The organism is Kitasatospora sp. NPDC001603 (assembly GCF_040298365.1).
GTDB lineage: Bacteria > Actinomycetota > Actinomycetes > Streptomycetales > Streptomycetaceae > Kitasatospora.
The window spans coordinates 1-15,779 of record NZ_JBEPAA010000121.1; the positions used below are offsets into that span (position 1 = coordinate 1).

The following is a 15,779-nucleotide window of genomic DNA, read 5'->3' on the forward strand; positions in this document are numbered from 1 at the left end:
GGAACGCGCCGGCCGGGAGGCGGCCGTCGGCCAGTGCCGAGGTGGGCGCCTGGATGATCTCGGGCAGTGCGTCGTGGAAGGACAGGTAGTTGGACCTCCCGCGCGCTTCGCCGGGAAGGCGTGCGTACGGGCGGCGAACACGAGGGCGATCAGCGGGATCACCAGCACCAGCACGGTCCACGGGAACGAGCCCGGGCCGGCCGCCGAGAGCAGCACCCCGCCGGCCACGCCGCCACCGGCCATGAACGAGTTCCAGACCGTGACCAGCAGGGCCTGGCCGCGGCTGCCGCCCGTGTTGGTGACGGCGGTCTGCAGCAGGGTGGCCAGGCCGCCCCAGCCGAGGCCCCACAGCACCATCGCCCCGTAGACGGCCACCGGGCTGCCCGGCGTCAGCGCGAGGAAGACCGCCGCCACGGTGAACAGGACGCAGCTGGCGATGGTCAGTTCGCGCAGATAGCGGTCGATCAGCGTGCCGGTGATCCAGATGCTCAGCATCGAGGCGAGGCCGAAGACCAGGAGGACGGTGTCGCGGTTGTCCCCCAGTTTGTTCTCGTCGAGGAACGAGGCGATGTACGTGTAGAAGGTGTTGTGGGCGAGCACGTACGCGGCCACCACGACCAGGATGATCGACACCCCGGGCAGGCGCAGGGCCTGGAGGATCGGCTCGCGGTGCTCGGCCTTCTGCCCCGGGTGGTCGGGCACGGACGCGATGATCCAGAGCAGCAGCAGCACGGTGACGGCGGTGATCAGACCGAAGGTCAGGCGCCAGCCGAAGACCTTGCCGAGGAAGGTGCCGGCCGGGATGCCCAGCGACAGGGCGAGCGGGATGCCGATCATGGTGATCGCGATGGCCCGGCCGACCAGGTGCGGCGGCGCCAGCCGGCGCGCGTACACCACGAGTTCACCCCAGACGGCGGCCGCGGCCACACCGGCGACGAGACGGAACCCCATGGTCAGGACGTAGCTCGACGAGATGGCGGTGACCGTGTTGGCGAGGATGAAGGCCACCACCGCCACCAGGACCAGCTGCTTGCGGCGCCAGCCGGCCGTGGCCGCGGCGAGCGGGATGGCCGAGACGCCGGTGGCGATCGCGTAGATCGTCAGCGCCTGCCCCGCCGCGGACTCGCTGACCGAGAGGTCGCGCGCCATCTCGGGCAGCACGCCGGCGGGCAGCGCCTCGGTCAGCACCATCACGAAGGCGGCCGTGGCCAGGGCCAGCAGGGGGGACATCGGGAGCTTCCGGCTCTCCTCCGCGGAGGGTGTGTCCGGAGGGGAGCTTGCCGACAGCCCGGTCTGGGAGGTTGCCATGCTTGATACCTCGAACTCTCATACGAATGCGGATTCAGGACGCTGCTGCGGTACGGGGTGAGCCGACTGCGGGCGGAGAGCGGTTCGTCGCGTGCCGGTTCGTCGCACGCCAAAGCCCCCCGGCCCCCACGCAGCGCGCTGCCAGCCGCAACAACCGCCGACCGCCCGGTCATCCCGTTTCCCGCAGAGATGATGGACTTATTTATGTTCTGGCGGAAGTAGCGGGTGCGGCGAGCCCGGTGGACGACACTCGGCGTCGCGCTGAACAGAGTTGACGGACCATCAAACGTGCAGTTCACGGGCCCGGAACGACTCTCCGGACAGTCGGCCGCGGGGGTGGCCGCGGGGCTTCCGATGCGGCGGCGAGACCGTCTCACATGGTGGACGCTCCGCAGGAACCCGCCTGCCCGGCGGGGCGGACAACCCCACCGGGCAGGCGGATCGGGCCAGAAGGGCGGGAACCGGCCAACGGCGGCGAGCCCCGAACGACTAGGCCGGGTAGTTGGACTGAGTGAACGTCACCTCGTTCTCCAGCACCACGCCGTGGCTCTTGAAGTCGATGGTGATGCGGTCGCCGTGGGCGATCCGGAAACCGTCGTGGAAGCTCGCCTTGTCGGCGCCGAGCAGGACGTAGTTGACCAGACCCGGGCGGCGCAGCGCCGGGTACTCGAACAGGTTGTCCACCATGTCCTGGATCTTGAAGTACAGGGCGTCCTCGCCGCAGTCGAACGGGCCCTCCCAGGCGGGGACGCCGTCCCGCTCGATGACGACCCGGCCGGTCACGGAGGCCGGCGGCTCCCCGAGGAACAGCCACGGGGTGATCGAGGTGTCGCACAGCTTGCAGTACGGGTTCCAGCCCGGGTTCTGGATGTGCAGGCCGATGTCGCACAGGTCGTTGCCGAAGGTGTAGCCGACGTACCGCGGGTTGCCCGCGTCGTCGTTGACGTAGACGAGGGCCAGCTCCGGCTCCTCGATCAGCGCCACCGACTTCTCCGGGACGACCAGGGTCTCGCCGGGCAGCCGCAGCCAGGAACCGAAGCCCTTGAAGAACCAGTTCGGCGCGACGAACTCCTCGTCCTCGCCCGGCTCGCCCTCGAACTTCGACTTGTGGGTCCGCATGAAACCGCTCAGCAGGGCGTTCCCGCTGGCCTCGGGCAGCAGCGGCGGCAGGTACTTCACCTGCTCCTCGCCGCCCTCGACGGTGATCGGGGTGACCTCGGCCTTGATCGCGGCGACGACGTCCTCGGCGGTCTCGGCGGCGATGAACTCGGCCTGCAGCCGGCCGTCGTTCACCCGGTACAGCGTCAGAGCCTGCCCGGGTACGGGCTTCTCGAAGCCCACGTACCGCTCACCCTGGTATTCGCATTCGAAAAGTATGGACATCTCGGTGGTCCTCCTAGGCTCGTTGGTGCGGTCGGCCCGGCAGGAGCCGGGTGGTGGACGGGGCGGTGAGGTCCGTCAGGACCTCGTCGACCCGGTCGATGGCGGCCCGGATCCACGGCAGCCCGAGCGGGTCGGCGGCCTCCAGGGCGGCGTGCTGCCGCTCCGCCGTCTCGCCGTAGAACCGGCTGGTGGCCGCGCGCAGCCGCAGCGGCTCGGCGGCCTCCCCGAAGGCCTCGGCGCCCAGCACGCCGACGCCGTAGCGGTCGGTGAACAGCCGGGCCAGCTCCGTCCCGGTGCGCACCCCGTGGACGGAGCGGAGCCGCTCGCGCAGCGGCTCGAAGTCCGGGTACAGGTAGCACGTGGCGCGGACCGGCGCCAGCAGCGCTCCGGCGGCGGTGAACCGCTCGGCCGTCGCCGCGGCGACGATCCCGTGCAGCCGGCGCGAGGCCGCCACGTGCGCCACGATCTCCGGCGGCTCGGCGAAGGCGTACGCGGCCGCCACCTGGACGGGGGCGGGCGGGCTGGACCAGATCTGGCTGGCGATGGCGATCAGCCGGGCGTGGAGCCGGCGCCCGGCGGCGCCCTCGGGCAGCAGGGCGACGCCCGTCCGCCAGCCGCCCACCGCCAGGTTCTTGGTCAGCCCGGTGGTGACCACGGTGCGCTCGGGTGCGAACGCGGCCGGGGAGACCGCCGGCGTGGCCGGGTCGAAGACCAGGTCGCAGTAGATCTCGTCGGAGATGATGACGAGGTCCAGCTCCCGGGCCGCCTCGCCCAGCCGCCGGACGGTGTCGGGCGTGGCGACGACGCCGGTGGGGTTGTCCGGCAGGGTGACGACGACGGAGCGCGGGTCGTGCCCCGCGGCGCGGGCCGCCAGGACCGTCTCGCGCAGCAGGTCCGGGTCCGGTACGCCGCCCTCCCCCGCCGGGACGGGGACCTTGAGGACCCGGGCGCCGACGAGCTCGGCCTGGGCGGCGTAGCTGACCCAGCTGGGCCGGGGGATCACCACGTCGCCGCCGACCGCCATGATCAGGGCGAACAGCAGGGCCTTGCTGCCCGGCCCGGCGACGACCAGCTCCGGGTCGGCGGCCAGACCGCGCCGCTGCCAGTAGCCGGCCGCCGCCGACCGCAGCTCCGGGCTGCCGGCCACCGGGCCGTAGGTGGACCGGTCGGCGGCGGCCGCCAGCCGGGCCCTCAGCTCGGGGTGGACCGGCAGGCCGATCTCGCCGCTGGCCATGATCAGGACCTGTTCGCCGGCGGCGCGTCTGCGGGCGAGGGCCTCGTCGGCGGCCAACGTCGCCGACAGGGTCACCTTCGCGGGCTCGGGCATGGGTGTGCTCCAGGGATCGGAGGGGGCTGGTGGTCGGCGGTGCGGGACCGGGGCGATCCGGCGTGGGTCACTGCCCGCCGTAGCGGCGGCGCAGCTCGGCCTTGCGGACCTTGCCGGTGAGCGTCTTCGGCAGGGCGTCGACGACCACCACGCGCTCCGGGAAGAAGCGCGGGTCCTGGCCGGCCTCGCGCAGCACGGCGTGGATCTCCTCCAGCCCGGGCTGCGCGCCGGCGGTGGCGACCACCGCGAGGATCGGGTCGTCGCTGCGCCCGGTGGTCCCGACCAGCGCGGTCTCGGTCACCTCGGGGTGCCGGGAGATGATCGCTTCGAGTTCCGTCATCGGGACGACGGTGTCGTCGCGGATCAGGGCGTCCTTGGCCCGGCCGAGGATGCGGATGCCGCCGCGGCCGTCGTCGCGCGCGTAGTCCCCGGTGTCGAACCAGCCCTCGGCGTTGAACTCGGCGGCGAAGACGTCCTCGCGCTTGTAGTACCCGAGGGCCTGCGCCGCGCCGCGCACCCGCAGCCGGCCGACCGGGGCGCGCTTGCCCGGGTCGTCGCGGTCGTCGACGCGCAGCTCCATGGAGTCGATCGGCCCGCCGTTGCTGCTGGCCGCCCAGTCCGGGTTGTAGTCGAGCCGGGTGATGGTGACCGGCCCGAACTCGGACATCCCCCACACCGAGTAGGTCCGGGCCCCGAGGGTCTCGCGCACCTCGTCCACCAGCTCCTGGAGCACCGGCGCGGAGCCGGTGACGGCGTGGCGCAGGGTGGAGACGTCGCGCGGGTCCTCCCGCTGGGACCTGGCGATGTCGGCCAGGGTGGACGGCGGACCGTAGACCAGCGTGGCGCCGTAGCGCTCGACCAGGTCGAGCAGGGCGGAGTTGCGGCGGACGTCCTGGAAGGCGACGGTGGCGCCGAGCATGACGCCGGTCAGGATGCCCTGGCCGAAGCCGGAGTAGTGGACGAGCGGGGTGGTGACGGCCGCGACCAGGCTGTCGTCGAGCAGGAAGGTGTCGGCGTAGCCCCGGACGGCCGCGTAGATGGTGTTCTGGCTGTGCAGCACGCCCTTGGACACCCCGGTGGTGCCCGAGGTGAAGAGCACCACGAACGGCTCGTCGGGCGTGAGTTCGCGCCCGTCCAGCTCGCCCGCGCGCTGCTCCTCCCACGGGACGCCGACGAAGTGCTCGTCGAAGGAGAGCGTCCCGGCGTCCCGGCCGCCGACCACCACCACGTGCTCCAGCGGAAGTTCGGCCTTCAGCGCGGTGAGGTGGGCGGCCAGCGGGTAGCCGTTCCACTCCGGGACGGTGATGCAGACCCGGGCGCCGGTGAGCTCCAGGCGGTGCCGCAGCTCCTCCTCCTGGCAGACCGGGTCGATCGGGCAGATGACCGCGCCGACCCGGATGCAGGCGAACAGCAGCGGCACCGTCTCCCACCGGTTGGGGAGCTGGACGGCGACGAAATCGCCGCGCTCGACTCCGAGTTCCACCAGCGCCAGGGCGAAGCGGTCGGTCAGCACGGCCAGTTCGGAGTAGTCCAGGGTGTCGGTGCGCGCCTCGCCGATCCGGCGGGCCGCGACGGCGAGCTTGCGCGGCCGCAGCCGGGCCTGGCGGCGCAGGTCGTCGAGGAAGGTCTCCTCGCGCCACCAGCCGCGCCGCAGGTACTCGGCCGCGCTGCCCCGGGGCGGGGCCTGGTCCGGGCCGACGGACGGGCCGGCGGTCATCCGCGCTCCTTGCGGCGGGCGGCGAGCAGCTCGGGCAGCGGGTCGCCGGCGCGGGCGGCGGCGATCTCCAGCAGGTCGCGGGTGTTCTGCCGCACCCGGTCGCCGACCCAGTCGAAGACCCAGGCCTTGCGGGCCTCCGCCTCCAGGTGGAACGGGACGACCCGGGTGACGGCGAGGGCCGCCGAGCCGGCGCCCCCGATGTTGGCGATCACGCCGGGGACGACGGTGGCGCCCGCGGCCAGCACCTTGGCCTTGCCCTCGGCGCTGGAGGCGAGGTTGCCGCCCTCCACCACCAGGCGCGAGCGCAGCCGGTGCGCGTTGTCGGCGTTGATCGCGTGCTTCTGCGCCGCCAGGATCAGCAGGTCGGCGTCGACGTCGAGCCAGGCGTCCGGCTCGCCGGACTGGGTGACGCCCTGCGGCAGGCGGGAGCGGTCGATCCGGCCGAACTCGTCGGTGATGGCGACCAGGTCGGCCACCGGCAGCCGGTCCGCGCTGATGGTGCCCTGGACGTCGGCGACGCCCACCACGGTGTGGCCGCGGTCCTCCAGGAACCGGGCGACGGCACGGCCCACCGCACCGAAGCCCTGCACCACGACCCGGGCCGACCCGGTGCGGCCACTGGCCTCCAGCGCGGTGACCGCGGCCACCCCCACGCCGTGCCCGGTGCAGTCGATCAGCGGCTCGTAGTAGGTGCGCCAGTCGATCGGCATGTCCGGGGCGCCCAGCCGGAAGCGCGGGTCGTAACCGGCCTCCGCGAAGAACACCGCCCGGTCCGCGGGGGTGACGCCCATGTCGATGCCGAGGTGGATGCCGCCGTGCAGCAGCGGCTTCACCGTCCGGCCGAAGGTCCGGAAGGTCTCCTCGCGGTCGGTGCCGTCGGAGACGATGCCGGCCTTGGCGCCGCCGATGCGCAGCCCGGCGAGGGTGAACTTGTCGGTCATGTCGCGGGCCAGGCCCGCCACTTCCTCCTCGGTGACCCCGGTGGTCATCCGGGTGCCGCCCATGGCCAGGCCGTCGACGAGGGAGTCGACGACCACCCAGCCCTTGATCGCACCACCGCTGCCGTTGAGGTGAACGGCGAATGCCGGCGCCTGGGTCTCTTCCACAGTCATGTGCGCATTCCTTCGGTACCTAGATGGGTTCATGGCGTGACGGGCCGTCAGCCAGGCGCGCCGGCCGTCGCGGACGGCCCGGCCGTACGCGCCTGCTGACGGATCGTCACTGGTAGAGCTGTGCGAAGCCTCGCAGAATCTCCAGACCGTCGGCGCGGAACTCCAGATGTGCCTGGGCCCCGTGGATCCGCCCGTCCTCGGAGCGGATGAACTCCACCGGGGCGTGCTCCGAGCGGCCGATCGAGCGGAAGCCCTCGGGCGCCTCCTGGAGGTAGAGGGTGTGCCGGTGGAACACCGTCACGGTCGGCTTCACATGGGTGAAGAGCGGCTCCTCCTTGTCGACCTGCACCTCGTAGCCGCCCACCCGCTGCGGCCCCTCGGCGAGCCGGCCGCCGGCCGCGACGGCGATGATCTGCATGCCGCCGCAGATCCCGAAGACCGGGACGTCGGCATGGGTCACGAGGTCGATCAGCGGCCGGTAGAAGTCACTGTCATAGGCCCGCACCTTGGTACCGCTCAGCACGATCGCCTGGTAGCGGCCACCGAGGTCGGCGGGCACCTCCTCGGCGCGGACGACGTCCGTCTCCGAACCCAACTCCTCGAAGCGGCCGCGGAGCTGCTTCAGCGACAGCGTTCCGTTGTTGACGACTAGCACACGGGATTTCGCCACGTACCCTGCTCCTCACGCTCGTGTGATGACGGTTCCGGTGCGCTCGGCGATCAGGTCCGTCACGGGTGCGCTGCCGATGACGACACGGTCCACTCCCCGGTCCAGGGCCTCCCCCGCGGCGCGCAGCTTCTTGCGCATGCCGCCGGTGGCGCCCTTGTCCCGGAACCGGGCCGCGGCCTCCGCCGTGATCCGGCGCACCGGCTGATCGTCGATCAGCAGGTGCGCGACATCGGTGACCAGGACCAGTTGTTCGGCCCCGATGCCGCCGGCGACGGCGGCAGCGGCCCGGTCGCCGTCGGTGTTCACCTCCCGGCCCGCCGCGTCCCGCGCGAGCGGGGTGACGAGGTAGGCGTGGCCGGCCTTGAGGTTCTTCAGCGCCGCCGGGTCCACCCCGGTGATCGGGCCGACGAGGTTCTCCAGCTCGACGAGCTGCTTCTCCTTCCACCACCAGCGCTCGCCCTCGCCGGCGGTCACCAGGCCGTCGCTGCCGAGCACCCGCTCGGCGGTGATGCCGCGCTGCTCCAGGCGTCGCAGGACGTCCTCGGCGAGCTCGGCACTGACGGTCTTGATGTCCTCGATGACCTCGGGCGTCGTCCACCGGCTCTGGTTGCCGTACCGGTCGCGCAGGATCGCCGAGGGCTCGTGGTAGCGGGGGCTGAGGTTCTTCAGCGGCTTGGACCAGCCGTGCACGAGGACCAGCGGGTGGTCCCGGCCGAACCGGGCCAGGTCGTCCCACCAGGTGCCGGCGAGGTCGTCGACCGTGCTGCCGCCGAGCTTGACGACGGTCGGGGTGTCGGTGGCTGCCGTCCCGGTCATGCCGGCATCACCGGCTGCTGGGTCAGCCCGGTCTCCTCGGGCAGGCCGAAGCGCAGGTTGAGGGCCTGGATCGCCTGGCCCGCCGCGCCCTTGACCATGTTGTCCAGCGCCGCCAGGACGACGATCCGCCCGGCCTCCTCGTCGTGCAGGACCGACACGTCGCAGAAGTTCGAACCCAGCACGGCCTGCGGGTCCGGCACCGGGATCAGCGTCTCGTTGTGCCGGCGGACCCGCACGAACGGGCGCTGCTTGTAGAAGCGCAGGTACGCGCGGTGCAGGCTGCGCGCGTCCACCTCGTCGTCGGTGAAGACGTAGGTGCTGGCCATCAGGCCGCGCACGTGCGACACCCCGTACGCCGACATGCTGAGCGAGTCGATCCCGCCCGGCTTGCTGCGCTCCAGGAAGTCCTTGACCTCCGCCGCGTGCCGGTGCCCCGCCGGTGCGTACGGCGCGATGGCGCCGTTGCGCAGCGGGTGCAGGTCGGCCGTCCGCAGGGACAGGCCGCCGCCGCTGGAGCCGGTCTTGCCGTCCACCACCACGGTCCTCAGGTTGAGGCCGAGGCCGATCACCAGCGGGGCGAGCCCGAGGGTGATCGCGGTGGCGAAGCAGCCCGGCAGCGAGATCAGCGCGGCGCCGGGCAGCTGGTCACCGACCAGCTCCGGGACGCCGTAGACGAACCGGTCCGCCAGGCCGTCGGCACGGTGCACGTCCGGGTACCACCGGTCGTGCAGCGCCGGCGTCTGGATCCGGAAGGCGCCGCTGAGGTCGATGACGCAGGGCACCTCGTCGGCCAGCCGCGCCGCCAGCTCCGCCGAGGCGGTCGCGGGCGTGGCGAGCAGGACGACGTCGCACCGGCCGCTGAGGTCCGTGCCGACCGGTTCGATGGTCAGCCCGAGGTCCAGCCGCAGGCCCGGGTGGAGCTCGGCCGGGCGGCGCCCCGCGCTGGCGTTGCCGCCGAGGAAGGTCAGCTCCAGCTCGGGGTGCTGGGTGATCAGCCTGATCAGTTCACCGCCGGCGAGCCCGGAGGCCCCGATGATGCCGACCCGGATCATCCGATCTCCTCCCGTACGTAGCGGCCGATGGCCGCGGCGATGTCCACCCCGGTGGCCGAGGCGACCGCCCGGAAGGCCGGTGCGTGGTTGACCTCGTTGACCACGTAGCCGTCGGGCGTCGCAAAGAGGTCGATGCCGAAGATGCCCTCGCCGAGGACGTCCAGCACCCCGTCGACGATCTTCTGCACCTCGGGGTCGAGGTCGACGGCGCGGTTGCGGTTGCCCAGCGCCGCGTTGCTGCGCCAGTCCGTCCCCGCGCTGTGGAACTCGGCGATGGCGACCAGCTCGCGGCCGACCACGAAGCAGCGCAGCGAGGATCCGCCGGCCAGGTAGGGCTCGATCAGCGAGGCCTGCTCGAAGCCGTGCCCGAGGTCCTCGACGTAGTCGTAGACCGAGTGCGCGGAGTCCGCGTCCCGCAGCAGGGTGACCCGCTTGCCCATGCCGCCGAAGACCGGCTTCAGCACGACCGGCGGCGGCAGTTCGGCCAGGGCCTTCTCGAAGTCCCGGCGGGACAGCACGAGCCGGAAGTCGGGCACCGGCACGCCGGCGGCACGCAGCTGGGCGCGCAGCGTCAGCTTGTTCTCGCAGGCCTGGATGGCCGAGACGGTGTTCAGGGTGGGGATCCGGGCCGCCTCCGCGACGGTGGCGATCAGACCGCCCCGCGTGTAGCTGCGGCTGCGGACGAGCACGGCGGCGTAGCCCCCGAGCGAGGCCGACTCCTGGTCACCCAGGGCGAGGGACTCGTCGTTGACCCACTCGACGCTCAGGCCCAGGCCCGCGGCCGCGTCGATCAGCCGGCGCTCTTCCCAGCCGACCCGGTCGGCGACGATGGCGACAGTTCGGTCCATGGGCTTACTGACCCCAATCGCGAAGCTGCACCTCGACCATCTGGAGGCTGAGCCGGCCCTCCACGACGTCCTCCACCCGGAGCGTCAGCATGCACTCGGGGCAGGCGATGGTCTCGCCCTGCACCATCGGCGGGGTGGTCAGATCGGTCTCGCATTCGGGGCACAGGCCGGTCAACGTGCCAGCAGACATTGTCATCTCCGTAGTCGTTCTCTGGTGGATGTGGATCCGGTGGTGGTGGAAAGCCGGACCGGAGTGGGCCGGTCAGACGGACTGGAACTCGACGGCCGCCTTGCGGATCGCGTCGCGGTCCAGCAGGTCGCGGTCGTCGCGCTCCTGACGGACGGTCAGCCAGGAGGTGAAGGCGGAGACGTCGACCGACTCGGCCAGCTCGTCGAGCGCCCACGTGACCAGCGGCGTGGTCAGCCGGGTGCGCACCCGCAGTTCGCGGGAGTTCCCGACGATCTCCGGGGCCAGCGTCTCGTAGGCCTCGGGGTGGGTCAGCTGGCCGGGCAGCTCGTAGGCGAAGGCGTGCGGGGCCGTGGGGCCGGACTGGAAGGCGTCGCCGAGCCGGGCGCCGCGCAGCGCGGCGTTGGTGAGCTCGGTGAGGTGGCTCAGGTCGAAGCGGGTGTCGCCGTAGACCACCCGCAGCGAGGTGAGCAGCTCGGCCAGCGGGGCGTTGCCGCCGCGCTCCCCGATGCCGCCGGCCGTCGCGGAGATCCACTTCGCCCCGGCGCGGTAGGCGGCCAGCGAGTTGGCGACCGCCATGCCCAGCATGTTGTGCGAGTGGATCTCGATCTCGGAGCCGTCGATCTCGGTGATGCTGCGGATCTGACGCTCCATCTGCCACGGCGACAGGTAGGCGACGGTCTCCGCCAGCCGGAACCGGTCGGCGCCGGCCGCGAAGCCCGCCTCGACGTAGGGGACGAGCCGCTCCCTGGGCGTGCGGGCGCCGTCCTCACCGCTGAAGGTGACGTGGAAGCCGCGCTCCTTGGCCGCGACGATCGCCGCCCGGGCCACCGCGATCAGGTACTTGGTGCTGGAGGAGCTCAGCTTGAGGGCCGCGTGCTGCTCCGAGGTCGGGATCGAGAACATCACGGACCGCACGCCGAGCCGCTTGGCCTCGTCCAGCGCCGTGACCACCTGCTGGCGGTCCCGCACCACGACCAGGCTCAGCGAGCGCTCCGGGCCCACCGACTCGTGGGTGGCGAGGATGAGGTCGGCGTCCTTGGTCGACGGGCCGGAGATCATCCCGACCTCGACCAGCTCGACGCCGGTGCGGACCAGGAGGTCGGCGATGTGGGCGGCGTCCTTCGGGCCGAACTCGACGCCGGCCATGTGCGCGGAGTCCCGCAAGGTCGCGTCGGACAGGTGGGGCAGCCCCTGCGGGGGCACGTCTTCCTTCAGGTGCTCTGCTGGTGCCATGTGCGTTCCCTCCTTTTCCGGAGCCGGGTTCCCATTCGCGCTGACCTCGGCTCCGGCCTGAATTCTCGCGATGCGGCATGTACGAATGGAGCAGGGCCGAAAGAGCGACGATGCGCAGTGCGCTCGACGAATATGGTGGTCGATCGCGCTGTGAAGGGACAACACTGCCAATGTCAGGAGCTTGTCAAGGACTGTGATGGAACGTCATGGACGGTGAGCTGTGCGGACTTCTCGTCGGCATGCCGACAATTTCCTGGACAGCCTCCGAGGGCACCTGTATCGCTGAATAGCGCGCGAAATCCGCGCCGAGCGGCGGGAGGCCGGCGGCATTGCCCCGCGAGTCGTTCGAGCGCCCCCCGACGGTGTGCCGTCCCGTACCGCCGCACCCCCCTCCACCCGAGAACGGAGCCATGGACACGTGAGAACGGACCGGTCGAACCGTGCGCACGCACCCCGCAGTGCCGGGGGAAGCGACCACTTACCGAACTGAGCACCGCCCGTAGAAAGGAGAGAACTTCCGATGGTTGTTCCACTGGAACTCAAGCCCGCCCCCCAGGGGTCCGGCGATCCGTCGTCGGCCGCCGCGGCCCGCGAGCTGGCCGAGCGCGTCGCGCGGCCGACCGCGGCCGAGCGGGACCGCGACCACCGCTGGGACCCGGCCCTCTTCGCCGAACTGGTCGGCGCCCGGCCCGGCCCCGGCCTCGCCGGACCGCTGGTCCCGCGCGCCCTCGGCGGCGGCGGCCTCAGCGCCACCCAGACCTGTGCCCTCCTCGAAGGCCTCGGCGAAGGCGCCCGCGACCCGGGCCTCGCCCTCGCCGTCGGCGTCCACGCGGTGCTCGCCACCGTGCCACTGCGCGCCTTCGGCAGCCCCCGCCAGCGCGAGCGCTACCTGCCCCTGATGGCCTCCGGCGACTGGATCGGCGCGGTGTCCCTGCGGCAGACCCAGGGCGCCGCCCTCGCCCCGACCGTCACCGCCCGCCCCGGCACCCCGGGGCTCGGCGGCTGGGTGCTCACGGGCGAGCTGGACCTCGTCGCCGGCGGCCCGGTGGCCCACCACTTCCTGGTCGTCGCCACGCACGACGGCGGCGGACGGACGGCCTTCGTCCTGGACCGCTCCACCCCCGGACTGCTGATCACCGAGTCGGCGCCGGCCGCCATGCGCACCTGCGCCTGGGGACGCCTCGTCCTGGACGGCTGCCACGTCCCGGACGACGCGGTGCTGGGCAGCGTCGGCGGCGCCGGGACCGAGGTGGAGCCGCTGCTGGCCTCGCTCGACTGGGTCTTCTCCAGCGCGCCCTGGCTCGGCGTCATGCGGGCCCTGGTCCGGGACGCCGTCGACGGCGTCGGCGAGCGCCGGGTCTTCGGCCGGCCCCTCGTGCACGCCCAGTCCGCCCGGTTCACCCTGGCCGACCTCGCCACCCGCTGCGAGCTGGCCTCCGGACTGCTCTACCGGGCCGCCGGACAGTTCGACTCCGGCGGCCGACCCACCCGCCAGGACGCCGCCACCGCGCGGCTCTTCGTGGCCGCCGCCGCGCGGACGGTCGCCGAGGGGGCCGCGCGCCTGTCCGGCCCGCTCGCCCTGACCAGCGACCACCTGATCGCGCGGGCCCACCGCGACGCCCTGTTCTTCGCCGAGACCGGGGGCGGCACCGAGGTGCTGCGCCCGGTGATCGCCGCGTCCCTGCTCGGGCTCGGCTGACGTGAGGACCGATACCGACATGACCGACACACCACACGGCACCGTCCTCAGCTTCCCGGGCACCGCCTCCCGGGCCGCCGAGACCGACGCGGCGGGCCGGATGCCTTCGCCGAACTGGACGGAGATCATCGACAGCGGCTACCTGCGGCTGTTCCACCCGGAGTCCTCGGGCGGCAGCGGCGCCGACGGCCTCACCCAGCTGGCGGCCATGGAGGCGCTCGCCCGGGCCTGCCCGGGCAGTTACTGGACCGCCACCGTGTCCGGCCTGCTGTGCGGCAAGCTGATCTCCCGCTACAGCCGGCCCAGCGAGTACGACCGGCTGCTGGAGCCGCTGATCTCCGGCGAGAAGCTGGCCTGCTTCGCCATCGTGGAACCGCCCGCGGGCAGCGACGCCGGGACCTACACCACCACGGTCCGGCCGGCCGGGACCCCCGGCGAGGGGTTCGTCATCAACGGCGAGAAGGCCAAGATCACCAATGCGCCGGACGCGGACGTGGCCGTCACACTCGCCCGCCGGCAGAAGGCCCCCGGCGACGAGGGCCACGACTGGTGCCTCGCCTTCGTGGACCTGAACCAGCCCGGCGTCCGCCGCTACGAGACGCCGCGGATGGGCCTGCGCGGCATGCCCTGGGGCGGCATCGTCTTCACCGAGGCCACCGTCTCCGAGGCCGACGTGGTGCCCGTGCCGTTCGGCGAACTGGCCGGTGAGCTGGCCGAACTGATGGCCTGGGGCTGGCTGCTGATCTCCGTCTCGGCCATCGCCATCGCCGAGTCCGCGCTGGACGCCTCGGTCCGGTACGCGGGTGAACGGGTCTCCTTCGGGCGGCCCCTGGCGCACATGGAGGGCGTGCAGACCCAGCTCGCCGAGTCCCGGGCCCAGATCGACGCCGCCCGGGTGCTGGCCCGCCGGGCGGTGACCCAGCTCGCCGCCGGCCGGTCGGCCCGGGAGGCGATCGCCATGCTCAAGATCTACGCCACCGAGATGGCCGTCGAGGTCGCCGCCCGCGCCGTGCAGATCCACGGCGCGGCCGGCGTCACCCGGGGCCACGAGGTGGAGCGCCTCTACCGGGACGCCCAGATGAACGTCATCGGCGGGTTCACCTCCAACCGGCTGCGGGAGACGGTCGCCGAGAGCCTGGGCCTGGGCCCGGCGGTCTACCGGCCGTTCGACTGGGTGGCACCGGCCGGTCTCGGTACCGATCCGGCGGGCTTCGACGGCCTCACCCGGCCCGCCGGGGCCGTTCCCGCGTAGCTCCGCGGTCCGGCACCACCCGGGGGTTCTTCCGGCCCGGCCCGCGGCGGGCCGGAAGAACCCCCGGATACCGGGACCGGCCGGCCGGTCGAATTCCCGGCGGACCGGAATTCGTCACGGTGAATTCATCTCCGGCAACACCGCGGGTACATTCCTCGGGCGTAGTGCCGGGAATCAGTGCCGGAATCCGTGACGGGAATCCGTGGCTCGAACCGGTGGCGGGAATCCGGGCCGACCCGCCGGTCGGCTTCCCGGCACCTCCGGGCATTTCCCGGGGCCGACCGGCCGGGGCCATTCGCGAGGCGGCCCCGGCCGGTCGGCCGGTATTCACCGACGGGTCCGCTCGCCCCCCTCCCGGAGGGTCGTGATGATGGCCGAGAAGTCCAGCCCCGCACCCTCGGCGGCGGCGAAGTCCGCGGACAACTCCGCTGCCCTCAGGCCGAGTTCCACCGGCAGGCCGGCAGCCTTGACCGCTCCGGCGGCCAGTCCGAAGTCGTTGGCCATCAGCGCGGCGGCGAAGCCGACTGGAGTCGCACTCGACGGTAGTCACGGTTGGCGGGGCTGGCCGGCACCGGGCCGGGGACGGGGCAGTTGCCGGTCAGCGCCCAGCACTGGCCAGAGGCGGTCGAGGCGACGTCGAACAGCGCCTGGTGGCTGAGCCCGAGGCTCTCCCCCCGCACGAACGCCTCGCTGACCGCGATCATCGAGCTCCCGAGGATCACGTTGTTGCAGATCTTCGCGGCCTGCCGGGCGCCCGAGGGGCCGCAGTGCACGACCTTGGCGCCCATCGCCGCCGGCACCGGTCCGGCGGCGGCGGGGTCCGCCGCCGCGGCGCACACCATGAAGAGGAGGCTCCCGGCGGTCGCGCCGGGCACGCCGCCGAAGACCGGCGCATCGATCGCCCGGTACCCGGCCCGCTCCGCGAGCTCGTGGGCGGACCGGGCGTCGCCCACGTCGACGGTGGAGCAGTCGACGAAGAGCGTGCCCGGGCGGGCGGCGGGCAGCAGGTCGGCGTAGGCCGCCAGCAGGTGGCGCCTTTCTCCGGGAAACGCAAAGAACCCCCCGATCCTTACGGACCGGGGGGTTCTTTGGAATGATTGTTCGGCGGCGTCCTACTCTCCCACAGGGTCCCCCCTGCAGTACCATCGGCGCTGTGAGGCTTAGCTTCCGGG

13 protein-coding genes, 1 rRNA gene and 1 pseudogene are annotated in these 15,779 nt (G+C 72.6%); 2 read left to right on the plus strand and 13 right to left on the minus strand.

Features of this window, described 5'->3' with window-relative positions; translation table 11 throughout:
- The 11 genes from ABT263_RS36915 to ABT263_RS36965 all read right to left on the minus strand — a co-directional run.
- Positions 1-1,308 (minus strand): MFS transporter (locus ABT263_RS36915; protein WP_352297814.1); only part of this gene is annotated, 1,308 nt, incomplete at its 3' end.
- Between the two features lie 489 nt (positions 1,309-1,797).
- A complete protein-coding gene (locus tag ABT263_RS36920) occupies positions 1,798-2,691 on the minus strand; it encodes a fumarylacetoacetate (FAA) hydrolase (RefSeq protein ID WP_352297817.1) in 894 nt (297 codons plus the stop codon).
- A gap of 13 nt (positions 2,692-2,704) precedes the next feature.
- On the minus strand, positions 2,705-4,018 hold the full coding sequence (locus ABT263_RS36925; RefSeq protein WP_352297820.1) for a pyridoxal phosphate-dependent aminotransferase: 1,314 nt from the start codon (positions 4,016-4,018) through the stop codon (positions 2,705-2,707).
- Positions 4,019-4,085: 67 nt separating this feature from the next.
- The gene (locus tag ABT263_RS36930; protein ID WP_352297823.1) at positions 4,086-5,735 is read right to left on the minus strand and encodes an AMP-binding protein; all 1,650 of its coding nucleotides are present in this window, start codon (positions 5,733-5,735) and stop codon (positions 4,086-4,088) included.
- Positions 5,732-6,847 (minus strand): Glu/Leu/Phe/Val dehydrogenase dimerization domain-containing protein, encoded by a 1,116-nt coding sequence (locus tag ABT263_RS36935; protein ID WP_329490288.1) that lies wholly within the window; start codon positions 6,845-6,847, stop codon positions 5,732-5,734. The genes ABT263_RS36930 and ABT263_RS36935 overlap by 4 nt, the downstream gene beginning before the upstream one ends.
- 106 nt (positions 6,848-6,953) lie before the next feature.
- Positions 6,954-7,517 carry a type 1 glutamine amidotransferase gene (locus ABT263_RS36940; protein ID WP_329490287.1) on the minus strand — a complete coding sequence of 188 codons (564 nt, stop codon included), beginning with the start codon at positions 7,515-7,517 and terminating at the stop codon, positions 6,954-6,956.
- 12 nt (positions 7,518-7,529) lie between these two features.
- A complete protein-coding gene (locus ABT263_RS36945) occupies positions 7,530-8,333 on the minus strand; it encodes an amino acid kinase family protein (protein WP_352297826.1) in 804 nt (267 codons plus the stop codon).
- A complete protein-coding gene (gene argC, locus ABT263_RS36950; protein WP_329490285.1) occupies positions 8,330-9,385 on the minus strand; it encodes an N-acetyl-gamma-glutamyl-phosphate reductase in 1,056 nt (351 codons plus the stop codon). Before argC ends, ABT263_RS36945 begins: the two co-directional genes overlap by 4 nt.
- The gene (locus tag ABT263_RS36955) at positions 9,382-10,233 is read right to left on the minus strand and encodes an ATP-grasp domain-containing protein (protein ID WP_352297828.1); all 852 of its coding nucleotides are present in this window, start codon (positions 10,231-10,233) and stop codon (positions 9,382-9,384) included. Before ABT263_RS36955 ends, argC begins: the two co-directional genes overlap by 4 nt.
- A gap of 4 nt (positions 10,234-10,237) precedes the next feature.
- Complete coding sequence (locus ABT263_RS36960) at positions 10,238-10,429, minus strand: lysine biosynthesis protein LysW (RefSeq protein ID WP_352297830.1); 192 nt, start codon at positions 10,427-10,429, stop codon at positions 10,238-10,240.
- A gap of 66 nt (positions 10,430-10,495) precedes the next feature.
- Positions 10,496-11,656: a hydroxymethylglutaryl-CoA lyase-like TIM-barrel protein gene (locus ABT263_RS36965; RefSeq protein ID WP_352297833.1), complete on the minus strand. Its 1,161-nt coding sequence runs from the start codon at positions 11,654-11,656 to the stop codon at positions 10,496-10,498.
- A gap of 520 nt (positions 11,657-12,176) precedes the next feature.
- Between ABT263_RS36965 and ABT263_RS36970 the strand changes: the two genes are divergently transcribed.
- Positions 12,177-13,355, plus strand: a complete 1,179-nt coding sequence (locus ABT263_RS36970; RefSeq protein WP_352297836.1) for an acyl-CoA dehydrogenase family protein — start codon at positions 12,177-12,179, stop codon at positions 13,353-13,355.
- A 19-nt stretch (positions 13,356-13,374) separates the two neighbouring features.
- Entirely contained in the window at positions 13,375-14,607 is a 1,233-nt protein-coding gene (locus ABT263_RS36975; RefSeq protein ID WP_352297838.1) for an acyl-CoA dehydrogenase family protein, read from the plus strand.
- A 327-nt stretch (positions 14,608-14,934) separates the two neighbouring features.
- On the opposite strand, the pseudogene ABT263_RS36980 reads toward ABT263_RS36975, so the two are convergent.
- Both ABT263_RS36980 and rrf read right to left on the minus strand, forming a co-directional pair.
- A pseudogene (locus tag ABT263_RS36980) lies at positions 14,935-15,641 on the minus strand (NAD-binding protein); the annotation flags it as partial.
- Between the two features lie 65 nt (positions 15,642-15,706).
- A 5S ribosomal RNA gene (rrf, locus tag ABT263_RS39000) occupies positions 15,707-15,779 on the minus strand; the annotation flags it as partial.